Below are 24044 nucleotides of genomic sequence, written 5' to 3'. Positions count from 1 at the left end.
TATGCAGTTAAGTAGAATTTTTGAGAAACAAGTTAGTCGTCCTATGGAAGGGGTAATCAAAGCGGATGCCAATGATGAGGCGAGTCTGCACGTTGAACTAGAAGAATATGTGCTTACCTGCGAGGTTGAAAAACGCCTAGAGGAGTTTTTGTCAGCTTATAACAATTATACAGGAGTTAATGGGGTTTGGATATCGGGATTTTTTGGCTCTGGTAAGTCCCATTTATTAAAAATATTGGCCCTGTTGTTAGAGGATCGCAGGCTCGAAAATAGCCAAGCAATTGAAAAATTTTTACCCAAATGTCGGAACAATGAAATTCTTAAAAGAGACTTGAGGAAAGCTGTTGCTATTCCTGCTCAAAGTATTTTATTTAATATCGATCAAAAGGCGGATGTCACCAGTAAAACAGAATTTGATGCTTTATTATCGGTTTTTAGCAAGGTTTTCAATGAAGCGCGGGGTTATTATGGAAAACAGGGCTATATTGCTCAGTTTGAAAAAGAATTAGATGAGCGGGGGTTATATACTGCTTTTAAAACTGAGTATGAATCCGTTGCTGGTAAACCCTGGGAAAGGGGACGGGAACAAGTCATTTTAGAAAGAAAAAATATTGCGATCGCCTATGGAAAAGTGACCGGTGCATCGGTGGAAAATTCCACCAATATTCTCGATTTATATCGTCAGGATTATAAACTTTCCATTGATGATTTTTCCCAAGAGGTAAAAGCATTTATTGAACAGAAAACCTCTAATTTTAGACTAAACTTTTTTGTGGATGAGGTGGGACAATACATTGCGGATAATGTTAAATTAATGACCAATTTACAAACCATTGCCGAGAGTTTAGCAACAAAATGTCAGGGACGTTCTTGGGTGATTGTCACCGCTCAGGAAGATATGGAAACGGTATTAGGAGAAATGGGAAATCATCGAACTAAGGATTTTTCTAAAATTCAAGATCGTTTTGCTAATCGCATGAAATTAACCAGCCGGGATGTGGCGGAAGTTATTCAGAAACGTCTGCTGACAAAAAATGAGGATGGTGTTAGAATACTCGGGCAGATTTATGAGCAACAACGGCATAATTTACCTACCTTATTTCGCTTTTCCGATGGCTCAAGGGATTTCCGTAATTTCCAAGATAGAAACCATTTTATCGATTGTTATCCTTTTATTCCCTATCAGTTTACCCTTTTCCAGTCTGCTATTAGAGGATTATCTATACATAGTGCTTTTGAAGGAAAACATAGTTCGGTAGGGGAACGCTCAATGTTGGCGGTTTTCCGTAAGGTGGTAATAGCAATTGAGGGGCAAGAAATTGGTCATCTAGCTACATTTGATTTAATGTTTCAAGGAATTCGATCAACGTTGAAATCTAATATTCAGAGTGGTATTACTTTAGCAGAAGATAATCTTAATAATTCTTTTGCCGTGCGTCTTCTCAAGGCATTATTTCTAGTTAAATATGTAGAGGGATTTAAGGCTAATTTACAGAATTTATCCATCCTGATGTTAGAAGAGTTTGAACAGGATATTTCCCACCTACAAAATCGAGTTCAGGAAGGGTTAAACCTGCTTGAACATCAAACCTACATTCAGAGAACGGGGGACTTGTATGAGTATTTAACGGACAAGGAAAAAGACATTGAGCAGGAGATTAAAAATACAGAATTAGAAGATAATAGGATTTTAGATGCCTTAAATAATTTAATTTTTGAGGAGATTCTCAAAACCGCAAAAATTCGCAATCAAGAGGGGACACAAGATTATCAATTCTCCCGTAAGATTGATGGAATACTTTATAAACGAGAATACGAGTTAAGTATTCAAATCATCACTCCTTTTTTCTGGCAACATGAGCAAGAAAAAGCCCTACAGATGGAGAATATGGGACGGGATGAGTTATTAGTTATTATCCCTTCTGATCAGCTTTTAATGAAAGATTTAACCATGTATAAAAGAACAGAAAAGTATGTTCAACAGAATATATCTGTCACTCATCAGGAAGAAGTTAAAAGTATTTTGAATCAAAAAAATCAAAGCAATCAACAAAATTACGAAAAGATTAAAAACAGGCTGAAAAGTTTATTAGGACAGGCTAAGTTATTTGTATCGGGAAGGGAGTTAGAGATTAGCAGTAGTGATGCTCAAAGTAGAATTATTTTAGGGTTTCAGAAATTAATTGCCGAGGTGTATCATAACTTTCAAATGTTAGGGGGAGTGACTTATAAAGTCGAACAATTTAAGCACTTTTTAGAACCGTCTCAAGAGGGTTTATTTAGTAATGATGTCAAAGATTTAAGTGAACCAGAAAAAGAGGTTTTTAACTTTACTCAAAAGGATAAAGAAAAGGGGTTAAGGACATCTATGAAGTCTCTAACCGATAATTTTCAACGTAAACCCTATGGGTGGAGTGAGGGGGCGATTTTATGTATGGTTGCCAAACTGTGCGCCAAAGGTAAGCTAAAAGTGGAAAGAGAGGGCAATTTGTTAGAAGGAGGGGCATTAGTTGAGGCTATTTGTAAGTCCCGTAATTATAGTAATATTTTACTACAGCCACAACAGAAATTTACCTCTTCACAGGTACGAAAACTTAAGGATTTTTATGAGGAATTTTTTGCTCAACCCTGTGGAGATAATGAACCTAAAGCTATTTATCAGAAAACGCAAGCAGCATTTCAGGAACTCAGCCAATCGATTCAAAAAACACTCTCAGAAATGGATAAATATCCTTTTTTATCGGCTTTAGAACCGGCTCGACAAACCCTGAATGATGTATGTAATAAGCCTTATGATTGGTATCTTACCGATTTAACCGAACGAGAGGATGAGTTATTAGATCTTAAAGGGGATGTAATAGATCCGATTCGGAGTTTTATGCAGGGGGAACAAAAACGGATTTATGATCGGGCTAAACTGTTATTAGAGACTCAAAAGCCCAATTTTAGTTATATCAACAGCGATAATCTATCTCAACTGAGAACAGTTCTCACGGATACCCAATGCTTTAAAGGAAGCCGGATGCAGCAGGTAAAGGGGTTAATAGAGTCGGTAGAGGCAGAAATTTCTAGCGAAGTTACCAAGGAAGTGGAACAAGCACAGGAAGAAATCGGGTTGTTACAAGAGCGAATGGGTAAAATGGCCGAGTTTTCCCAACTTTCTCCGGTGCAACAGCAGGAAATTCTGAAATCTTTTCAGGATTGTTGTGATTCTATTGCTCAAGAAGATTTGATTGCTATGATTCGCAGTACCCGTCAGAAGTTTGAAACGGATACCTATCCTCGGTTACTCTCAAAAATGACTAAGTTGACGGGGGTTGATGGGGTTTCTTCCCAAGCAACCCGTCGGGTTAAGGAGTCAGAAACTCAATATATACCCAGTCAGACAATTAAGGTTAATTTTGGCAAGGCATGGCTGGCAGATGAGGCGGATGTGGAGGAGTATCTCTCGGCAATGCGTGAGGCTTTAATGGCAGAAATTAAGGAAGGTAAACGGATTCAAATTTGAGAAGTGGGGTGTGGGGTTGTGGGAACTATTTACCACGATATAGAGATTACCGATTTCTTGATTGAGATGAAAAGATGATTACATCATTAGAACTGAGAAATTTTACAGCTTTTCGACGTTTAAAAATTGATTTTTCTCCGAAGATTAACGTCATTATTGGAGAAAATGGTACGGGAAAAACTCATTTGTTAAAAGTTGCTTATGCCCTTAGTTCTGGGTATAAACTGTTTAAACAGCCATCGGAGATGGAGGAGTCTGATTTAAGGGATTTTTTAACCGAGCGGTTAATTCGTCTTTTTCTTCCTTTAAATAATAAATTAGGAAAACTTCATCACACGGGAGCAGAAGAAAGGGCAGAATGTACTATTAACTTTTCCCTAGAGCAAATGCTGAAAATTAGTTTTTCTAAGAGTTCCCAATCTGTGCATATTATCGAGAATAAAAATTATGAGCAATACCAACAAACTCCTGTTTTTATTCCCGCTCAAGAATCTTTATCTTTTATGGAGGGAATGCTTAGTCTTTACGATAGGTATCAAATGACTTTTGATGAAACCTATCGAGATCTATGGTCACTGCTAGATTTACCTGTTATCCGGTCTGAAAATCTTCAGGAAAAATCTAAATGGGCGATGGAAGAAATTAAAAATATTTGTGGGGGAAAATTTATCTTTTATGGAGGAGGTAGGGTAAATTTTAAAGTCAAAAATATAGAATATTCTGTTAATGCAATCGCTGAAGGTTTTCGCAAGATGGGAGTATTATCTAGGTTATTAGAAACGGGTGCAATTCAACCGGGGATGAGTGGGACATTATTCTGGGATGAACCGGAAGGAAATATTAACCCTAAATTAATGAGGCTATTGGTAGAAATTTTACTAGAATTATCTCGTAATGGTCAACAAGTTATAGTGGCTACTCATGATTATGTTTTTTTAAAATGGTTTGATTTACTAATTGATGAAAAGAAAGATGATAAGATTACTTATCATAGTCTTTATCGGGAACAGGAAAATAATCAATTAAGGGTTAATAGCACCCATGAATATCTAGAAATTTACCCGAACCCAATTGATGAAGCTTTTGAGGCTTTAATCAATAATGAAATAGATAAAACTATGGGAGTTTTGGGGAAATGAAAATTGAATGTGATGGCTTTGAGTTTGATTTTCCTAATGCTTTAGATGTTTTTATTTTTGATGAAAAAGAAACCAATAAACTTCATTATCATGGGTTAAGTCATGCGATGAAAGCAGTAGATATTATCGTTGAGTTGACCGATTTTTATTTGTTTATTGAAGTTAAAAATTTCCATAAACCCGAACAGTATCAAGACTCTAGCTATTTTAATAATTTGCGAGAAACTCTTAAACATAAATATCGAGATTCTTGGTTATATCGTTGGTGTGAAAATAAAATTGATAAACCGATTAAATATCTCTGTTTACTCGAATTAGATACTCCTCTTTTATCTCGTATGAATAAGGAATTACGCCAACAAATCCCTATTGGTCAAAAAGGAAAAAGATGGAGTCAAGAAAATTGTAATAGTTGCATTGTGCTTAATTTTGCCATCTGGAATCAGCAATTTACAGCATGGCCGATAATAAGATTGTCTTGAGAAGTTTTCTTTTTTAGGATAAAATTGTCTTATGGATACATCAAGACTTAAAAAATTCGCTCAGTATGCCCGTCGTTATCTCAGAGAACAGATGACGACTAAGTTAGAAGTGGTCTTAGGTGAAAATAGCGCCGCAAGACGAGAAAATCCCAAAGCTATCAGCAAGTTAGCCGAAAAAATCGAAGTTTTAGGCAAAGAACAGCTTATTGAACAGGTTGCCTATACTTGGTTTAACCGTTTTTGTGCCTTGCGGTTTATGGATAGCAACCGCTATCACTCCATTAGGGTTGTGTCCGCTGCTGAGGGGCAGTTTCAGCCAGAAATCTTGGCTGAGGCGAAAACGGGACATATTGACGAGGAAATGCTCAATAAACAGGTCAGAAAGCAGATTTTTGATTTATTAAGCGGAACTGCACCGAGTTATGATGCTCAAGGGGAAGCCTATCGTTTATTAATTGTAGGAGTGTGTAATTATTATCATCAGTTGATGCCCTATTTATTTGAACGAATTGATGATTATACCGAGTTATTGATGCCCGATGATTTATTATCGGGTAATTCAATTTTAGCTTATACTCGTGAGGCAATGACTCCAGAAAATTGTGAGAGTGTGGAGGTGATTGGGTGGTTATATCAGTTTTATATCTCTGAGAAAAAAGACGAGGTTTTTGAGGGACTAAAAAATAATAAAAAAATCACTCCCCAGAATATTCCAGCGGCAACTCAGTTATTTACTCCTCATTGGATTGTCCGTTATTTAGTAGAAAATTCCCTGGGGCGTTTATGGATGTTAAACCGTCCTCAGTCTCGGTTAGTTGAGTCAATGTCCTATTATGTGGATAGTGGGAAGTGGGAAGTGGGAGATGGGTACTTAAAAATCAACTCGCCTGAAGATATAAAAATCTGTGATCCTGCTTGTGGTTCGGGACATATTTTAGTCTATGCTTTTGATTTACTTTATGCAATATATGAGGAAGAAGGTTATACAGCAAATGAGATTCCTAGCAAGATTTTAACCCATAATCTCTATGGCATAGAAATTGATGAACGGGCGGGAAGTTTGGCAGCATTTGCATTAACCATGAAAGCGAGGGAAAAGGAAAGACGATTTTTTCGTAAACCCATCCAGCCTAATATTTGTGTGTTGAAAAAAGTTGAGTTTTCTGAAAAAGAGCTACAGCCTTATCTAGATTTTGTCGGGCGCGATTTGTTTACTGCGCCTTTATTAGAAACACTACATGAGTTTAAGGAGGCGGATAATTTTGGGGCGTTAATTCGTCCTACGGTGACGGATGTACAGGGGATGATAGGGTTATTAAATGAGCGCAATGTCGCTAGTCAGTTATTGTTATATAAAACCCACGAGAAGGTAATAGATGTGTTAAATATGGCGGATTTTTTAAGTCCTAAGTATCACCTTGTTGTGGCTAATCCCCCCTATATGGGTAACAAGGGGATGAATAATCGGTTAAAGGCTTTTTTACAGGATAATTATAGTGAGGTAAAATCGGATCTATTTTCTGCTTTTATGGTGCGTTGTTTAGAATTATGTAAAAATAACGGGTTTACAGGATTTATGACTCCTTTTACTTGGATGTTTTTAAGTTCCTATGAAAAGTTACGCACAGGCATTTTAAGTAAAAGTACCATTACTTCTTTAGTTAGACCAGAATATCATGCTTTTTTTGAGTCTGCTTATGTTCCTATTTGTGCCTTTACTTTATATCAACAATTTTTACCCAATTATAAAGGGGCTTTTATTGATTTACAGCAGTTTTATGGTGTAGATATTCAACCCGTTAAAGCATTAGAAGCAATAAAAAATCCTAATTGTGGTTGGTTTTATTGCGCTTCTGCTAGTGATTTTAAGAAGATTCCAGGAAATGCGATCGCTTATTGGGTGAGTGATAGAGTCTTAGAAATTTTTGCTACTTCAGAAAAGTTAGAAAATATTGCTTCACCTAGACAAGGATTAGCAACAGCAGATAATGATCGATTTTTGCGTTTATGGTTTGAAGTTGAGTATCAAAATATTGGTTTTAATTTAGAAAATAGAAAACAAGCTCAAGAGTCTCAGAAAAAATGGTTTCCCTATAACAAAGGTGGTGAGTTTAGAAAATGGTATGGTAATCAAGAGTATTTAGTCAATTGGGAAAATGATGGACAAGAAATAAGAAATTTTGGTATAGAAAATGGTGGAAAAGCAAGATCAAGACCACAAAATACAGATTATTATTTTCAAGAAAGTATAACATGGTCTTTTGTTAGTTCATCCTGTTTTGGTGTTAGGTTTTCTCCTAAAGGCTTTATTTTTGATGTTGGTGGATCATCATTATTTACTGAGCAAGAAAATATGATGTTTTTAACTTCTCTTTTATGTTCAAAAATTGCCTTTGATTTGATGAAAATTATGAATCCTACCTTAAATTTTCAAGTAGGAAATGTTGCTAGTATTCCCATTGTAAAAAATAATAACTCTTTAATAGAAACTGTGGGGTTTAAAAGTATTAGTTTAAGTCGCCAAGACTGGAACTCATACGAAACCTCGTGGGATTTTACCACCCTTCCACTTTTGAGAGTGGGAAGTGAAAACCTAGAACAAAATCCCCGCTTTCCACTTTCCACTTCCCTGAAAGAAACCTATCAAAACCTCCGCCAGAAATGGCAAGAAATGACCTTAGAAATGCAGAAACTAGAGGAAGAAAATAACAGTATATTTATCGAAGCTTATGGACTACAAGACGAATTAACTCCCGAAGTTCTCTTAAAAGAAATCACCTTAACCTGTAACCCCCATTATCGTTATAACAGCGATAAACCCCAAGAAGAACTCGAAACCTTATTCTTAGCAGATACTATCAAAGAATTTATCTCCTACTCAGTGGGTTGTATGTTTGGACGTTATTCTCTTGATAAAGAAGGCTTAATTTTAGTCAACCAAGGGGAAACCTTGCAAGACTACCTTAAACAGATTCCAAACCCCACCTTTCCCCCAACAGAAACCAACGTTATCCCCATCCTTGAGGGGGACTGGTTTAGTGATGATATAACCGAAAAATTCTGGCAATTTCTGCGGCTCACATTTGGGGAGAAAAACTATCAACAAAACCTCAACTTTATCGAAGAAGCGATCGGGAAATCCCTAGAAAAATACTTTCTCAAAGACTTTTATGATGACCACACTAAACGTTATAAAAAACGTCCCATATATTGGTTATTTAGTAGCCCAAAAGGAACATTTAACGCCCTAATTTATCTCCATCGTTATCGCCCTGATACCGTTAATATCGTCCTTAATAGCTATCTGCGGGAATTTCGGCTTAAACTAGAAGTAAAACTAGACACCTTCCAACAAATAGAAATTAGTACAAGTGCAACTAAAACCGAAAAAACCAAAGCCCTACGAGAAAGCGAACAAATCAAAAAAATGATCGGAGAATTAGAAACCTACGAACAAGAAACCCTCTATCCTTTAGCCATCGCCCAGAAGGAAATAGAGCTTGATGATGGGGTAAAAGTCAACTATACTAAATTAGGTAAAGCCCTGAAAAATATAACAGGATTAGGTTAAAGTATGGATTACTTAACCAAAATTCATCTTAAATAAGCCATTATTAAAGTTTTAGAAGATTATCCAGATGGCTCTTCTAGTTTCTGTGTGATAAGTTTAACTTACATAGGATCGCTCAATCTTTGTGTCCTTTGTGTCTTTGTGGTTCGTTCCACTCCGTCGCCAAAAGGACTGTATCTTAGAACACATTTTACCCACCAAATCCAAGAGAGCCTCCAGATTCCCACTACCCACTTCCCACGTTATTAACGAAAAGAGGGGTATATTGATAATAAGACTCTAATCATGGCTCAGTATTAACGAAAACAATAACAACAATGAACCAGACACGAGCAGGTAGATATATAACGCAAATAGAAGGATATCAGGCCTTCATCCCTAATCCTCTGCCACCATCTCCTGAAATCGTCATGGATCAGGAAATGTGGCAACTTTTGTCCCAAGCTGATCGAGCATTGGGGCGGTTAGATGGTTCAACCGATGCACTACCCAACCCCGATCTCTTTGTATTTATGTATGTGCGGAAAGAAGCTGTCTTATCTAGTCAAATCGAAGGTACACAAGCATCTCTCATAGATGTCCTCGAATTTGAATCTCAAACCCTAGAACCCGAAAATCCTCAAGATGTGGCAGAAGTAGTCAATTATATCGCTGCCCTTAACTATGGATTAGAAAGGTTAGAAACCTTACCTGTTTCCTTACGATTAATTAGAGAAATTCATGAAAAACTCCTGCAAAATGTTAGGGGTTCAGAACGTAAACCGGGAGAATTTAGAGATCAACAAAATTGGATTGGTTTTGCAGGGTGTTCTCTCAAAGAAGCAACCTACATACCTCCACCGCCCTCAGACATGAAAACCGCCTTGGATAACTTGGAAAAATTCTTACATGATCCAAAACCTATGCCAATCTTAATTAAAATTGGATTAGCTCATGCTCAATTTGAGACTATTCATCCTTTTTTTGATGGTAATGGTAGAGTGGGACGTTTATTAATTACTTTTCTACTTTGTGAACAAAATATTTTAAAACAACCCTTACTTTATATTTCCTATTATTTTAAAAAATATCGCTCTCAATATTATGATTATCTTCAAGCTGTTCGGGATACTGGCAATTGGGAAATATGGCTAAAATTCTTTCTCAAAGGAATTTATGAAGTTGCTCAGGAAGCCTCTAATACAGCGAGAACAATTGTAACTATGAAAGAAAACCATCGTCAACTCTTACTTGAGAAAATGGGACGAAGATCTGGTAATGCGATCGCTTTACTTGAAAACCTTTATTTTCGCCCGATTGTTTCTATCGATCATGTTCAAGAAATTACTCAATTATCCTATCCTAATGCTAATACTTTAGTTAAAAATTTTTGTTATTTAGGACTTTTAAAAGAAATCACGGGACAAAAAAGAAATCGGGCTTTTTCTTATGCACCCTACTTAGAAATTTTTAAAGATTAAAGATTAAAGAGTTTTGTATAATTTATTAATTTTGGAGGTTAACCCCTTGAATCAGCAGATTAAACAAGCCTTAACTAAACTTTTTGAGCGTTACCGGATTGTTTTTTGGTATGACACCGAAAAAGAGTTACGCTCAGATTTCGAGAGATTAGAATTAGAAAACATTGAAAAAATAGAGATAAAAAATAACGAATTTGGATTAAAATACCGAATTTTAAAAGAACAACCTCAACAAAAATTCCTCTTATACCATGAAGGCAAAGAACCAGAATATTTAGATAACTGGTTACTAGATGTGGAGTTAGCACAGGGAAAATTCAGCAGCGATCAAGTTTCTCTTTGGCTAAATGAATTAGAACTAGGGCCAGAATTTGCCGATGTGCTTGCTCCTCATCGTGAATTTTTTCTGTCTAATAAACGCCGAGAATCCCTAAAACAATTACTTCAACCCCATGACACAAAAACCAATATTCGCCTAAAAATGTTGGCGGTTTGTACTGCCGCACCTCCCCGTTTAGATTCCATTGTAGAACAACTCTTAAAAGAACACGCCGAACAACAATACGAAAAATTTAAACTCTGCGATCGCACTGGTTTAACTAAATTTCTTTGGCAACAAATGGAACAAGTTTATGGTTATCGTTCCTCAGAGTTAAGTATCAAAGACTTTGTCATACAACTCTTTAAATCCTGTTATAATTACGCCTTAGAAGGACAGGAAACACTAACACAAGATGCCCTGATTTTTTTCAACAGATGGAAAGATAGCCGTCAATTTGAAAAATCTTTTGAAAGCTTATCCGATCATTGTGCTGAAATTCTCAATATTAAGGAAAAACTCAACCAGCGACGTTATCAAGAACTTATCTCAATAGATTATTTTAGCTTAATTGACCTAAAAATAATTCATGATCTCATTCAAGCGGTTAGTAATCGAACCATTGCGACTCATGAAGTTATTAATATTGTGCGTCAGCGTCAACAAGGATACTGGTATCGAAAATTTAAACATTTGTACGAAGTTGTTAACTATGCCTCACAGTTTATTCAAGTCTTAGATGAAGCTAACTTATCCATCGAATCCCTCAAAGATGGCTTAGAAAAATATTGTCAATCTTGGTTTAAAATTGATCAACTCTACCGTAAATTTATTTATCATCTGGTGGCGGCTGCTCAACCTACTCTGACAGAAAAACTTAGTCAAGAAATTGAAAACCGTTATGTAAATTCCTATCTTTTAAACCTTAATAGTTCTTGGCAAGTCTTTGTTGATAGTGTCACCCAATGGAACAAGATAGAATTCTCTTCACAAAGGTCATTTTTTAGCAAATGGGTAGAACCATTTTTGAAAAAAGATAAAAAAGTTTGTGTCATTATTTCCGACGCTCTCCGCTATGAAATCGGGGATGAGTTAGTCAGTTTAATTCGTCAAGAGGATCGTTATGAAGCCACCCTAGAAGCTGCTATCACTCTCTTACCCAGTTATACTGCACTGGGAATGGCTGCCCTTTTGCCTAATCAAACACTAGAAATAATTGATGATTCTGTTTATGTAGATCAACAAGACTCTCAAGGAACAGAAAATCGGCGTAAAATTATCCAAAAAGCCTTTCAAAAGATACAAAAAAAAGCAACAGTTATTCAAGCCAAAGAACTATTAGAATTAAACCAGGATCGAAGTCGTTCCCTATTTCGAGATCACGATGTGGTTTATGTTTATCACAATCAAATTGATCAGATCGGAGATAAATTAGCAACAGAAAAACAAGTTTTTCAGGTGGTTGAAAACACCTTTTCTGAACTCGATAAGCTCATTAAAAAACTGACGGGAGCCAATGCCAGTAACCTATTGATTACGGCAGATCATGGGTTCATTTACCAACATAGTGATGTCGAGAATAGTGATTTTTCCACGGTGGAAGTCCTAGGGGATAAAATCATCAAAAAAAATAGGCGTTTTCTGATCGGTAAAGCACTAGAAGACTCCGATAGACTCAAAAAATTTAAAGCACAACAGATCGGTTTAACGGGAGAACTAGAAATCCAAATTCCCAAATCTATTAGTCGTTTACGAATCCAAGGATCGGGAAGTCGTTTTGTTCATGGTGGCGCAAGTTTACAGGAAATTATTATTCCCATTGTTAAAGTTAATAAAAAAAGACGAGGGGATCTTTCTACCGTGGAAGTGGAAATTATTCGTAACTCTACCTCAACCATTACATCAGGGCAACTAGCTGTTACTTTTTATCAACAAAAACCCGTCACCGATAAAGTTCAACCTCGTAGGCTAAAAGCTGGCATCTATACACCCATGGGAGAGTTAATTTCTGATCTCCACGAACTGACTTTTGATTCCCCATCGGAAAATCCAAGAGAGCGAGAATTTCCAGTAAGATTTATCCTAACCAGTCAAGGGAATAATATCAATAATCAAGAGGTATTATTACGATTAGAAGAAAAACTGACCAATACTTCCCATTTTACAGAATATAAATCTGTTTCCTATCCCATCCGTCGTTCCTTTACCGGTGATTTTGATTTTTAAGCACCCACACCCCACACCCCACTTCCCACGGGAGCATTTTTGGCGATTAATCCTGTTCCTCTAGCCATTTTTGCCAGATATCCGGACGACGTTCCTTCGTGCGATCGAGTTGTTGTTGATAGCGCCAATCAGCGATATCCTGATGATTACCCGATCGCAAAACCGGCGGCACTTGCCAACCGCGAAAGACCGGGGGCCGGGTATATTGGGGATAATCCAATAAACCTGCCTCAAAACTCTCCAATTTCAACGATTCTGCCTTACCTACCGTCCCAGGTAACAACCGCGTCACCCCGTTAATAATGGCTAAAGCAGGGATTTCCCCACAAGTTAGGACAAAATCCCCTAAAGATACCTCTCTAGTCACCAAATGCTCACAAACCCGCTCATCTACTCCTTCATAATGCCCACAGATGAGAATTAACTGCTGATAACTACTGGCCCAGGTTTTCAGTAAAGCTTGATTGAGAGGTTCCCCCTGGGGAGTCATCAGCACGATCTCCCGGGGTGGTAAAATTGCTAAAGACTCGATCGCCTCAAAAATTGGCTCTGGTTTTAATAACATTCCCACACCACCACCGTAGGGTTCATCATCGACACGACGGTGTTTATCGTGGGCAAAATCCCGAAGATTGACCAAATTTACCCTAGCGATGTCGCGTTCGAGAGCTTTTGCCAACAACCCCGACTGCAGCGGTGAAGTAAAAAAATCGGGAAAGAGAGTAATAATGTCAAACTGCACGGGGAAAATTAAGGCCTAGACTGGGATAGTGTTTAATGTATCATTGTGTCACGGATCGATCAGTTAAAATCTTGCTAATTTTGCGCCAGTCTATCTCAATAACATGATAGACTATGCTGTACTGTCTAGGGGTTTTTCTGGCTCTAGCTTGAGTGATCGAAGTCTAGCCTAGACTAAAAGTTAACTAACAGTCCGTCATTGCCAGTGGATCGAAGAAAATTGCTAAAATCGCCTCTACTATTGCTTGATGTCCCGAAAAATATTCCTAAACCGCATTTTTTTCCGTCAACCGCTCAGGGAAAATAACATCAAGATACCTGTACATCTTCCCGAAAAACCTTCCATCCCTAAAAATGTCTATTCGTTCAGTGACATGATCATCGAGCTAGAAACCCAACACCACCAAAATCCTACCCCCGTATCTCTCAAAACGGCGATTTTAGTCATTGGAGGTGCCGAGGATAAAGTCCACGGTAAAGAGATACTGCATACCTTTTGGAATCGCGCTGGGGGTAGCGAAGCAGTGATCGCTATTGTTCCCTCCGCTTCCAGAGAACCGGTTTTAATCGGCGATCGCTATCAGAAGATTTTCGAGGAAATGGGGGCAAAATACGTCAAAGTTATCGATATTCGCGATCGTGTGCAGGGAGAAGATGCCCAATTCCAAGCCTACATCGAAGAGTGTACAGGTGTATTTATGACCGGAGGCGACCAGCTGCGTTTATGCGGTTTGCTCTCCGATACCCCCCTGATGGAAAGGATCAGACAAAGAGTGCAACAGGGAGAACTGACCTTGGCTGGAACTAGCGCCGGGGCCGCCGTTATGGGTCATCACATGATTGCTGGGGGCAGCAGCGGGGAAGCACCCAATCGCGCTCTAGTGGATATGGCCATGGGATTAGGTCTCATTCCTGAAGTCATTGTCGATCAACACTTCCACAATCGCAACCGCATGGCCCGGCTAATGAGCGCTATCTCTGGTTATCCCGAACGTTTAGGAATTGGCATCGATGAGGATACCTGCGCTATGTTTGAACGGGATGGCACGATGACAGTAATCGGCTGCGGTACAGTGACGGTAATTGATGCTAGGGAAATGTCCCACACCAACCACCATCACGTCACCGCTAACGAACCCCTGAGTCTGCATAATTTGCGGGTGCATATTCTTTCCTACGGTGATGGCTATCATCTCAAAAAACAGCAAGTGATCGCTAAATTGGGGTAAAAAAACTCCTGAAAAACTGTTCACGATGAACAGTTTACCCATCTCGGAAAACCAGACAATAAACAACGGCTTCTTTGTGCTTCTCAACAGCGAACACCAGCATCATGAAAATTCTCAGAACCCAAACCCTGCGCGGTCCCAACTACTGGAGTATTCGTCGCGACAAGCTCATTGTTATGCGTCTGGATCTCGAGGATCTCGCAGAGAAGCCATCGAATGAAATCCCCGGCTTTTACGAGGGATTAATCGACGTTCTCCCCAGTTTAGTCGAACATTACTGCTCGCCCGGTTATCGCGGCGGTTTCTTTGAACGAGTCCGCACTGGCACTTATATGGGCCACATCATCGAACATATCGCCCTAGAATTGCAGGAATTGGCGGGAACTCCCGTCGGGTTTGGTCGCACTAGAAGCACCTCCACCCCCGGAGTCTATAACGTGGTATTTGAGTACGTTGAGGAGCAAGCGGGACGTTATGCGGGTCGGGCTGCCGTGCGTTTGTGTCAATCGATTGTCGATACGGGAACCTATCCTAAGGAAGAATTGGCCCAGGATTTAGCCGATTTACGCGATTTATGCAATAATGCCGCCCTCGGTCCGAGTACCGAAACCATCGTCAAAGAAGCACAAGCTAGAAATATCCCCTGGTTACTTCTGAGCGCTCGTGCCATGGTGCAATTGGGCTATGGCGTTCACCAAAAGCGCATTCAAGCCACTTTAAGCAGTTTTTCGGGGATTTTAGCCGTTGAGTTGGCCTGTGACAAGGAAGGCACGAAAACTATCCTCAAGGATGGTGGGATTCCCGTCCCCCGGGGTACGGTGATTCAATACTTGGATGAGTTGTCAGCGGCAATTGAGGAAGTGGGAGGGTTTCCCATCGTGATTAAACCCCTCGATGGCAACCACGGCCGGGGCATCAGCATCGACATCAAAAATCAACAGGAAGCAGAGGAAGCCTATGATCTGGCCAGTGCCGCCTCGAAAACCCGCAGCGTGATCGTAGAAAGGTACTATAAAGGCAGTGATCACCGAATTTTAGTCATCAATGGCAAAGTCGCCGCCGTGGCCGAACGGATCCCCGCTCACGTCGTCGGTGATGGGCGCTCAACTGTAGAAGAATTAATCGAAATTACTAATCAGGATCCCAACCGGGGTGACGGTCATGCCAACGTTTTAACTAAAATAACCATTGACAAAACCGCCCTTAATGTGCTAGGAAAACAGGGCTATGAATTAACCAGCATTTTACCCCAAGGAGCGATCGCCTATCTGCGGGCCACCGCTAATTTAAGCACCGGCGGCATCGCCGTGGATCGTACCGACGAAATTCACCCCGAAAACGTCTGGATCGCCCAAAGAGTGGCAAAATTAATCGGTTTGGACATTGCCGGTATCGATGTGGTGACAGATGATATCCGCAAACCCCTGAAAGAAGTGGACGGGGTGATCGTAGAAGTCAACGCCGCCCCCGGTTTTCGGATGCACGTCGCCCCCAGTCGCGGTTTACCCCGCAATATCGCCGCCCCAGTTATCGATATGTTATTCCCCCCCGGGACTCCCAGTCGCGTGCCAATTCTGGCGATTACGGGAACTAACGGCAAAACCACCACTAGCCGCTTAATTTCTCATATTTGCCGACAAACGGGGAAAATAGTCGGATTTACCACGACGGACGGCGTATATATCGATGATTATCTGGTAGAAAAGGGCGATAACACCGGTCCTTACAGTGCCAGTATGATTTTGAAGGATCCCACGGTGGAGATTGCCGTGTTGGAAACGGCCCGGGGTGGTATCCTGCGATCGGGTTTAGCCTTTAATCAGTGCGATGTGGGGGTGGTGTTAAATGTGGCCGCCGACCATTTGGGTATCGGTGATATCGACACCATCGAACAGATGGCGAAAGTAAAAAGCGTTATTGCCGAGGTGGTTAGCGCCGAGGGTTACGCGGTTTTAAATGCCGATGACCCCTTGACCGTTAGTATGGCCGAAAAAGTGAAGGGAAGAGTCGCTTATTTTTCCATGAGTCCCGATAACCCGATTATTCACGACCATATCCGTCGCGGTGGCATGGCCGCCATTTATGAGAATGGCTATCTGTCGATTCTAGAGGGAGAATGGACGCTGAGAATCGAGGAAGCGGTTAATATTCCCGTGACTATGCAGGGAATGGCTCCTTTTATGATTGCTAACGCCCTGGCCGCCTGTTTAGCCACTTTTGTGCAGGGTATCGATATCGAGTTAATTCGCCAAGGGGTGCGGACTTTTAAACCTTCCGTGGCCCAGACCCCCGGCAGGATGAACCTGTTTGACTTGGGACACCATCACGCTTTAATCGATTATGCCCATAATCCCGCCGGATACGAAGCCGTCGGCGGTTTTGTCGGCAATTGGTCCGGGGAAAAAGTCGGCGTGGTCGGGGGACCTGGCGATCGACGCGATGATGATTTAATTTTATTAGGGAAATTATCGGCGCTTATGTTCGATCGAATTATTGTTAAGGAAGATAACGATACTCGCGGTCGCCGCCGGGGGGAAGTGGCCGATTTAATTCTCCGGGGAATTAGCCAAGAAAATGCCAGTTTGCGTCCGGAAGTTATTCTCGATGAAACGGAGGCTTTAGAGAAGGCTTTAAGCACGGTTTCTGAGGGTGGTTTAGTGGTAATTTTCCCCGAAAGTGTCACCCAGGCGATCGATTTGATCGAGAAACATCGACCCGTTACCGATAATCAGGGTTAGAAGTTAGGATATTCTGCCTATAGAGTCACTTCTGGCCCGATGGCCTGTTCCCCTCTCTAGGCAATCGTTGATCTACAATGATTATTGTAGGCTTTCATCGAAGGAATAATAATATTGATGCAGTTATTCACCATCGGTCACTCTAATCACGAAATTGCCTCATTTATGCTTCTACTTAAGAAGCATAATATAACTGCCCTTGCTGATGTTCGTTCTCATCCTTATAGCCGATTTCTCAAGCATTTTAATCAGTCAATATTGTCAAATGCTTTAAAAAGTGAAGGCATTTACTATGTGTTTTTGGGCAAGGAATTAGGAGCCAGACCGAGCAGCCAAGAATGTTATGTCAATGGTCAAGCTTTATACGAAAAAATTGCGAAAACATCTGCTTTTAATCATGGAATTGAACGAATTTTACAGGGAGTGAAAAAACATCGAATTGCCCTTATGTGTGCGGAGAAAGACCCGATTGAATGTCATAGAGCGATTCTGGTTTGTCAACATCTACGTCATTGCGATTTAGATATTTATCATATTCTCAAAAATGGTGACTTGGAATCTCATGACCATCTGGAAGAAAGAATGCTGTTTAAACATAGTTTGACCGATTTTTCAGCAAGTAGTCAAAAAGAAATTCAGCTTTCTTTATTTGTCGAGCCAAATAGCAATCTTCTCACAAAAGCAGAATGTTTGGAGAAAGCTTATAAGCTTCAGGGTGATGCAATTGCTTATATAGAAACAAGTGGTAATCAAGATGAACAGGACAATCAATCTCTTTACAATCGGCTTTACTCAAAAGACTGCACAGAAGTTCTTTGATGACTTACAAAAAGCTGGTGTTAAGAGAGTTATAGATACTCGTTTAAATAATGTTTCCCAGTTAGCAGGATTTAGTAAAAAAGCTGACCTAGAATATTTTTTAAAAGTCATCGGTGGAATTGACTATGTTCATGTTTTAGACTTAGCTCCAACTCAAGATATTCTTGATGAATATAAAAAGAAAAAAGTTGATTGGACAATATACGAACAAAAATTTAGACAACTTATTAGTAGCCGGAGGATTGAAACAAAAGTTTCTCCAGATGTAATTAATAACGCTTGTTTACTCTGTAGTGAGGCAAAACCTCATAATTGTCACCGTCGTTTAGTGGCGGAATATTTAAAGGAGAAATGGGGGAATATCAATATATGTCATCTCTGAAAAAAATTGTCTGTCTTGCTAATTCATGGAAATTAAATGAACGCTGTATCGCTGGAATTGATATTAGTTCAGGAAATTGGGTTCGTCCTGTGTGTGATTCTCTTTATCCAGAAGATGGCAGGGTTCCACGATCAGTTAGACTAATTTCTGATAAAGAACCAAAAGTTTTAGATATTCTCGAAATTCCCCTTGCTGATACTGGCAATGATTTTGGGTTTGAATCGGAAAATCTTTCCGTTTTACCCGGTGAATGGAAATGTGTAGGTAGATTCAATATCAATGATTTGGGAAAGTATTGTAGAACCCCAACAAAAATACTGCACAATTCAATTAAATATGTTAATCCTTCTTATTTGAAAAACCTTAATTTCAATCAACGTTATACTCTCCAGTTGATTCATGTGCAGAGTTTTAGAGTATATCAAAAAGAAAATTCAAAAGGAAATTTTGAGTGGCGTGGCACAATTACAACAGCGAATGGTAACAGTTTGACAGAAGCAAAGATAACTGATCCCGTATTTGTCGAGAAATTAAATACAGGCTATCAACCTCAGCAAAACTGTTTTGTTACCGTCAGTCTTAGTCTGACTTGGGTCTCTTCGGCAAATTGGGAAGGAGAAGCTCCCTGCTGGAAATTAATAGCAGCTGTAATTGAATTATAGGAATTACGGCTAGACAACTTTTTTATAGGTTGTTTGCTCGAAAAAATCTCTGTTCGTGAAATTTTCAGAGCTATGAACAGTGGAGTTTAACAGACTGAAGTGGGCGGGGTAAATCCCCAGTATTCTACCAGTAAATTTAGCATAAATGCTGGAGCGATCAAGGGAAAATAAACTGGTAGAATCTGAATAGAAGTGGTTACTTTGGCGATCGCTAATACTGCATCGAAATTTTCGCCGCGGGTAATCAAGCGATCAAAAGTAGATGAATTCATGGGGAGATTCTTAGATGTTCGCCGCCGATACTCAAGCAATTCTCTTGCTTTGTGCCAATTTTGGACAAAATCGCCCTACAACCAGATATGAAGATTGCTAAACTGGATTCTTGGCATCTTTTTTCCCTACTCAACTGAAATCGTCTAAAACTGACTGAAAGTGTCGGCTAATTTATCAGCAATTCCCTCGATCCAAATTTCATCTTGTTTAGTATAACTGCGCGGCGCATTTGCCGCCAAAATTAACACCCCTTCCTTACCGATGGGTTGACAGATTAAGCCCTGGGTGTTTTCTGGCAAATAGTCAAACTCGATTTTAGCGGGATATAAATTTAAATTAACTAAATAAACGGCTTTACCGGTTTCTAAAACTCTTTTGATAATATTACTAACTTTAACTTCAGAATTCTGGCTTAAGATACCGCGACGTAATAAAACTTCTCCCCGATAATAAACGATCAGAGATTTTGTCACGGTGTTAGTTAAAAGTAAATGGGAAGCCCAAGCAAGCTCAATTTTAACCGGTTCTGGCAAATCTGGGGCAAATTCCAGACCTTCGCGCCCGATTAATTCCACAGCATCCGGTAAGCGGGGTTGAACTCTTTGCCAGATTAAACCCACCAAAATTAAAACCCCACTCAAAATCACTCCCATCACATCGGAACGCGCTTGCGATGGGGTTAAATCGGCAGTGGCAAAACGATTAAACATTAATACCGTACCCCCGACGATGCCGGCGAACAGGGGTAACAGTCTTAAAATACGATTGGGATCAGCTGGTGCCATAGCTGAAAACTATTCCTCGTCTAGTTCTAAAATCCGCTGGAAAAGATAGCCTGTACCTCTAGCGGTGAGAATTAACTCAGGATTGCTGGGATCATCTTCTAATTTGGCTCGTAAACGGGAAATATGCACATCTACCACCCGCGTATCCACATGACGTTCGGGGGTATAACCCCAAACTTCCTGAAGGATTTCCGAGCGGGAAAAAGCTTCTCCCGAGCGACTGACCAATAATTCCAGTAAACTAAATTCCATACCAGTCAGACGGATGCGTTCATCCCCCTTATAAACTTGGCGTTTATTGGTATCGATTTTAATGGAACCGATATGAATCACACCGGAACTAGGAATCCCCGGAGCGCCATTTTTCTCTACCCGACGCAACACCGAACGAATCCGCGCCTCGAGTTCTTTGGGAGAAAAAGGTTTAACTACATAGTCATCCGCGCCCAATTCTAGCCCGGTAATTCGATCGGCCACATCCCCCAAAGCGGTTAACATAATGATAGGAATATCCGATTCTTTGCGGAGTTCCTGACAGACACCGTAACCGTCTAATTTCGGCATCATCACATCCAAAACCACTAAATCGGGTTCGGCGGTGCGGAAGGTTTCTAAAGCTTCCTCTCCGTCGGCGGCGGTGACGACTTCATAACCAATCATCGACAAACGAGTCTCTAAGATACGACGGATGCTGGCTTCATCATCAACAACGAGAATTTTTTCCTTCTGGTTCTCCAACTGAATTAACACTCCTTAGTTAAATAGTGTGATGAATTTTAAAGTTAAATAACGAGCGTTCCTGTTTATAGAATATCCTTTGGCCGTTATCATTAAGCCTAAATTTCTTATTTTATTTCTTTTATGGCAATTATCAATAACTTTAGGATCTTCCTTCCCCTCTATCATACTTAATTAAATTTGACAAGAGAATTGATCCTCAAACCACTTTTCTTCAACTTTTCTTAAAAAACATGGCGAAATCGCGAACAATATATATCTGTAGCGCTTGTGGGGCGGAATCTCCCCAATGGTTGGGAAAATGCCCCAGTTGTGACACCTACGGGACGCTAGAAGAACAAGTGATGGCTGGTGGCAATAATCCGGCGGGAAATCGCCCAGGATGGCAAAATAGTCGCCCAAATAACGGCAAAGGGCAACGCAACCCGCAACCGCGCATCTCGGTGCGCTTCTCGGAAATTACCCAGTATGAACAGGAACGTTTTCCCTCTGGTTACGGGGAATTCGATCGCGTTCTCGGTGGTGGCATCGTCCCCGGTTCTCTTGTACTAATCGGCGGCGATCCGGGTATCGGCAAATCGACGCTTTTACTGCAAGTTACCAACCAACTCGCCCAAAGATTACCGCGCATCCTCTACGTTTCCGCCGAAGAATCGGGACAACAGATTAAACTGCGGGCTGCCCGTTTAGGGGTGGGAGTGGTTCCCGTGGAGTCGGAAAATAATGGCAATGGCAAGGAGAACAAAGCCTCTGAATCAACCGCAGAACTCGATAATCATCTCTATGTTCTGCCAGAAACTGATTTAGAGGAAATTTTGCGGGAATTAGAATCTCTACGCCCACAGGTGGCGGTAATTGACAGTATTCAAACTCTTTATTTTGGGGCGTTAACTTCCGCACCGGGATCCGTCGCCCAAGTTCGCGAATGTACCTCCGCCTTGATGCAGGTGGCAAAACGGGAGAATATTACTTTATTAATTGTCGGTCATGTGACTAAAGAAGGGGCGATCGCAGGTCCGCGAGTTTTGGAACATTTGGTCGATACGGTGTTATATTTTGAAGGCGATCGCTATGCCTCCCATCGTCTCTTAAGATCCGTGAAAAACCGTTTTGGAGCAACCCATGAGATCGGTATTTTCGAGATGGTGGATCACGGTTTGGTGGAAGTGGAAAACCCCTCAGAATTGTTTTTAGGCAATCGCGACGAATTTTCCCCGGGTACGGCGACGGTGGTAGCCTGTGAAGGTACACGCCCGATTGTGGTGGAGTTACAGGCATTAGTTAGCCCTACCAGTTATGCTTCCCCCCGAAGATCGACTACTGGCATAGAATACAACCGATTACAGCAAATTCTCGCCGTTTTAGAAAAGCGCGTCGGCATTCCTTTATCGAAATTAGATGCCTATGTTGCCTCCGCGGGAGGGTTGGGAGTGGAAGAACCGGCGGCGGATTTGGGAGTTGCGATCGCTGTTGTCGCTAGTTTTCGCGATCGAGTCGTGGATCCGCGCACAGTCTTAATCGGGGAAGTGGGATTAGGCGGACAAGTGCGCTTAGTGTCGCAAATGGAACTAAGATTAAAAGAAGCGGCGAAATTGGGCTTTAAACGGGCAATTGTCCCCAGAGGTCAAGTTTATCCCGAAGATGTGGGCTTAGAAATTGTTCCAGTCGGTAAGGTAATCGAGGCAATTGTCGCCGCAATTCCCCCCCAGCAGCGCTTTGGGGAAGATCTGGAAGACGAGGAAGGGGAAGGGCAAGAATAACGGTACAATGCTAAAAAAGATTAAATTACTTGGGAGATTTTCACCATGTCTGTGTTAGCTGTTGCCGCTTTAGCGGGTTATCTGATCGTTTTTACCGGAATTGCCCTCGGTCTCTTTTTCGGTCTGCGCTCCGCTAAAATTATCTAGTATATAAAAGCTGTAGTGATCGGTTTAACTGGTCACTATTGCCAATTCTAGGGGAAATAAAAAATGACTGTTATTCCCGACTTAAAAACTCTCTACGAAATTGATGATTCCCTCTGGTTAGAAGAAACTATAGAACTGCTCAAGGCTAAAAATTTTGAAGCGCTAGACTTAGAAAACTTAATCGAGGACTTAGAAGACTTGGGAAACGAAAAAAAGTTTCGTGTTGCTAGTTTTTTACAGCAAATTATTCGTCATGCTTTGTTACTGCAATTTTGGACAAGGGAAAGAGAATATAATCAGGCTCATTGGCAAGCAGAGATAATAAGTTTTCAATATCAGTTACAGCGCTATTTAACCACAAATCTTCGCAAATATCTAGAACAGGAATTTGAGCAAATTTACTTTGAGTCCCGGCAATACGTTCGTAAAAAAACTGATAATCAAGTCAACTTTCCCGATACTTGTCCCTACAGTTTAGAAGAACTTCTCGATCCTAATTGGCTACCATCTTACGAATAAAGGAGATAAAAAATGACTGTTATTCCCGACTTAAAAACTCTCTACGAAATTGATGATTCTCTCTGGTTAGAAGAAACCATCGAACTCTTAAAAGCGAAAAGATTTGACGCTTTAGATTTAGAAAACTTAATCGAGGAGTTAGAAGACTTGGGAAACGAGAAAAAGTTTCGTGCTGCTAGTTTTTTACAGCAAATAATCAGACATTGTTTATTATTACAATTTTGGACAAGGGAAAGAGAATATAATCAGGATCACTGGGAGTTAGAAATAGTCAACTTTCAAATTCAGCTAAAAAGAGGCTTAACCACCAATCTCCGTAATTATTTACAAAATGAATTAACTAGCATTTATGAAGATGCAGTTTTCTTTGTGCGGAAAAAGACAAAGAATAAAGTTACTTTCCCTGATACTTGTCCCTACAGTTTAGCAGAACTTCTCGATCCTAATTGGCTACCACCTTACGAATAAAGGAGATAAAAAATGACTGTTATTCCCGACTTAAAAACTCTCTACGAAATTGATGATTCTCTTTGGTTAGAAGAAACC

The 24044-nt window shown here is 40.3% G+C and carries 19 protein-coding genes; 15 read left to right on the top strand and 4 right to left on the bottom strand.

What is annotated here, in order from left to right; all coding sequences use genetic code 11:
• Window position 1 precedes the first annotated feature (1 nt).
• The 6 genes from brxC to pglZ all read left to right on the top strand — a co-directional run bounded on the left by brxC (window position 2) and on the right by pglZ (window position 12705).
• Window positions 2-3508 carry a BREX system P-loop protein BrxC gene (gene brxC / locus IM515_RS06495; RefSeq protein ID WP_287627946.1) on the top strand — a complete coding sequence of 1169 codons (3507 nt, stop codon included), beginning with the start codon at window positions 2-4 and terminating at the stop codon, window positions 3506-3508.
• Between the two features lie 74 nt (window positions 3509-3582).
• A complete protein-coding gene (locus IM515_RS06490) occupies window positions 3583-4647 on the top strand; it encodes an AAA family ATPase (RefSeq protein WP_002766560.1) in 1065 nt (354 codons plus the stop codon).
• A complete protein-coding gene (locus tag IM515_RS06485) occupies window positions 4644-5129 on the top strand; it encodes a hypothetical protein (protein ID WP_287627945.1) in 486 nt (161 codons plus the stop codon). The genes IM515_RS06490 and IM515_RS06485 overlap by 4 nt, the downstream gene beginning before the upstream one ends.
• A gap of 31 nt (window positions 5130-5160) precedes the next feature.
• Window positions 5161-8700, top strand: coding sequence for a BREX-1 system adenine-specific DNA-methyltransferase PglX (gene pglX / locus IM515_RS06480; RefSeq protein ID WP_287627944.1), 3540 nt, complete (start codon window positions 5161-5163; stop codon window positions 8698-8700).
• 317 nt (window positions 8701-9017) lie between these two features.
• The gene (locus IM515_RS06475; protein WP_287627942.1) at window positions 9018-10160 is read left to right on the top strand and encodes a Fic family protein; all 1143 of its coding nucleotides are present in this window, start codon (window positions 9018-9020) and stop codon (window positions 10158-10160) included.
• 13 nt (window positions 10161-10173) lie between these two features.
• Window positions 10174-12705: a BREX-1 system phosphatase PglZ type A gene (gene pglZ / locus IM515_RS06470; RefSeq protein ID WP_287697927.1), complete on the top strand. Its 2532-nt coding sequence runs from the start codon at window positions 10174-10176 to the stop codon at window positions 12703-12705.
• Between the two features lie 46 nt (window positions 12706-12751).
• Here the strand turns inward: pglZ and trmD are convergent, their stop codons facing one another.
• Complete coding sequence (gene trmD / locus IM515_RS06465) at window positions 12752-13447, bottom strand: tRNA (guanosine(37)-N1)-methyltransferase TrmD (RefSeq protein WP_287627940.1); 696 nt, start codon at window positions 13445-13447, stop codon at window positions 12752-12754.
• A 373-nt stretch (window positions 13448-13820) separates the two neighbouring features.
• Between trmD and IM515_RS06460 the strand changes: the two genes are divergently transcribed.
• From IM515_RS06460 to IM515_RS06440, 5 genes are all read left to right on the top strand, one after another.
• Window positions 13821-14675, top strand: a complete 855-nt coding sequence (locus IM515_RS06460; RefSeq protein ID WP_043996481.1) for a cyanophycinase — start codon at window positions 13821-13823, stop codon at window positions 14673-14675.
• A 104-nt stretch (window positions 14676-14779) separates the two neighbouring features.
• Window positions 14780-17413, top strand: a complete 2634-nt coding sequence (gene cphA, locus IM515_RS06455) for a cyanophycin synthetase (protein WP_287627938.1) — start codon at window positions 14780-14782, stop codon at window positions 17411-17413.
• 117 nt (window positions 17414-17530) lie between these two features.
• Entirely contained in the window at window positions 17531-18232 is a 702-nt protein-coding gene (locus IM515_RS06450) for a DUF488 domain-containing protein (protein ID WP_061433144.1), read from the top strand.
• Complete coding sequence (locus tag IM515_RS06445; protein WP_002804177.1) at window positions 18168-18614, top strand: DUF488 domain-containing protein; 447 nt, start codon at window positions 18168-18170, stop codon at window positions 18612-18614. Before IM515_RS06450 ends, IM515_RS06445 begins: the two co-directional genes overlap by 65 nt.
• On the top strand, window positions 18602-19276 hold the full coding sequence (locus IM515_RS06440) for a dual OB domain-containing protein (protein ID WP_287627937.1): 675 nt from the start codon (window positions 18602-18604) through the stop codon (window positions 19274-19276). The genes IM515_RS06445 and IM515_RS06440 overlap by 13 nt, the downstream gene beginning before the upstream one ends.
• Window positions 19277-19362: 86 nt before the next feature.
• Here IM515_RS06440 and IM515_RS06435 read toward each other — a convergent pair whose 3' ends face one another.
• From IM515_RS06435 to rpaB, 3 genes are all read right to left on the bottom strand, one after another.
• Entirely contained in the window at window positions 19363-19548 is a 186-nt protein-coding gene (locus tag IM515_RS06435) for a hypothetical protein (RefSeq protein WP_061433146.1), read from the bottom strand.
• A 144-nt stretch (window positions 19549-19692) separates the two neighbouring features.
• Window positions 19693-20334 (bottom strand): cofactor assembly of complex C subunit B, encoded by a 642-nt coding sequence (locus tag IM515_RS06430; protein WP_008206296.1) that lies wholly within the window; start codon window positions 20332-20334, stop codon window positions 19693-19695.
• A gap of 9 nt (window positions 20335-20343) precedes the next feature.
• Complete coding sequence (gene rpaB / locus IM515_RS06425) at window positions 20344-21072, bottom strand: response regulator transcription factor RpaB (RefSeq protein ID WP_002734727.1); 729 nt, start codon at window positions 21070-21072, stop codon at window positions 20344-20346.
• A gap of 233 nt (window positions 21073-21305) precedes the next feature.
• Between rpaB and radA the strand changes: the two genes are divergently transcribed.
• From radA to IM515_RS06405, 4 genes are all read left to right on the top strand, one after another.
• A complete protein-coding gene (radA, locus tag IM515_RS06420; protein ID WP_002766575.1) occupies window positions 21306-22832 on the top strand; it encodes a DNA repair protein RadA in 1527 nt (508 codons plus the stop codon).
• 45 nt (window positions 22833-22877) lie between these two features.
• Window positions 22878-22979: a cytochrome b6-f complex subunit PetL gene (gene petL, locus IM515_RS06415; protein ID WP_002752397.1), complete on the top strand. Its 102-nt coding sequence runs from the start codon at window positions 22878-22880 to the stop codon at window positions 22977-22979.
• Between the two features lie 63 nt (window positions 22980-23042).
• Entirely contained in the window at window positions 23043-23498 is a 456-nt protein-coding gene (locus tag IM515_RS06410) for a DUF29 domain-containing protein (protein WP_287627934.1), read from the top strand.
• A 12-nt stretch (window positions 23499-23510) separates the two neighbouring features.
• Window positions 23511-23966: a DUF29 domain-containing protein gene (locus IM515_RS06405; RefSeq protein WP_287627932.1), complete on the top strand. Its 456-nt coding sequence runs from the start codon at window positions 23511-23513 to the stop codon at window positions 23964-23966.
• Window positions 23967-24044: the final 78 nt, after the last annotated feature.

The sequence above is a fragment of the Microcystis sp. M44BS1 genome (assembly GCF_020244875.1).
Classification (GTDB): Bacteria; Cyanobacteriota; Cyanobacteriia; order Cyanobacteriales; family Microcystaceae; genus Microcystis; species Microcystis panniformis.
Note: the sequence above shows the minus strand (reverse complement) of the source record. Positions and strands in the feature narration are given on the sequence as shown.

Excerpts from the sequence above, each read along its gene's own strand:
- brxC (WP_287627946.1), top strand. The coding sequence starts at position 2 with ATGCAGTTAAGTAGAATTTTTGAGAAACAAGTTAGTCGTCCTATGGAA.
- IM515_RS06490 (WP_002766560.1), top strand. The coding sequence starts at position 3,583 with ATGATTACATCATTAGAACTGAGAAATTTTACAGCTTTTCGACGTTTA.
- IM515_RS06485 (WP_287627945.1), top strand. The coding sequence starts at position 4,644 with ATGAAAATTGAATGTGATGGCTTTGAGTTTGATTTTCCTAATGCTTTA.
- pglX (WP_287627944.1), top strand. The coding sequence starts at position 5,161 with ATGGATACATCAAGACTTAAAAAATTCGCTCAGTATGCCCGTCGTTAT.
- IM515_RS06475 (WP_287627942.1), top strand. The coding sequence starts at position 9,018 with ATGAACCAGACACGAGCAGGTAGATATATAACGCAAATAGAAGGATAT.
- IM515_RS06460 (WP_043996481.1), top strand. The coding sequence starts at position 13,821 with ATGATCATCGAGCTAGAAACCCAACACCACCAAAATCCTACCCCCGTA.
- cphA (WP_287627938.1), top strand. The coding sequence starts at position 14,780 with ATGAAAATTCTCAGAACCCAAACCCTGCGCGGTCCCAACTACTGGAGT.
- IM515_RS06450 (WP_061433144.1), top strand. The coding sequence starts at position 17,531 with ATGCAGTTATTCACCATCGGTCACTCTAATCACGAAATTGCCTCATTT.
- IM515_RS06445 (WP_002804177.1), top strand. The coding sequence starts at position 18,168 with ATGAACAGGACAATCAATCTCTTTACAATCGGCTTTACTCAAAAGACT.
- IM515_RS06440 (WP_287627937.1), top strand. The coding sequence starts at position 18,602 with ATGTCATCTCTGAAAAAAATTGTCTGTCTTGCTAATTCATGGAAATTA.
- IM515_RS06435 (WP_061433146.1), bottom strand. The coding sequence starts at position 19,548 with ATGAATTCATCTACTTTTGATCGCTTGATTACCCGCGGCGAAAATTTC.
- IM515_RS06430 (WP_008206296.1), bottom strand. The coding sequence starts at position 20,334 with ATGGCACCAGCTGATCCCAATCGTATTTTAAGACTGTTACCCCTGTTC.
- radA (WP_002766575.1), top strand. The coding sequence starts at position 21,306 with ATGGCGAAATCGCGAACAATATATATCTGTAGCGCTTGTGGGGCGGAA.
- petL (WP_002752397.1), top strand. The coding sequence starts at position 22,878 with ATGTCTGTGTTAGCTGTTGCCGCTTTAGCGGGTTATCTGATCGTTTTT.
- IM515_RS06410 (WP_287627934.1), top strand. The coding sequence starts at position 23,043 with ATGACTGTTATTCCCGACTTAAAAACTCTCTACGAAATTGATGATTCC.
- IM515_RS06405 (WP_287627932.1), top strand. The coding sequence starts at position 23,511 with ATGACTGTTATTCCCGACTTAAAAACTCTCTACGAAATTGATGATTCT.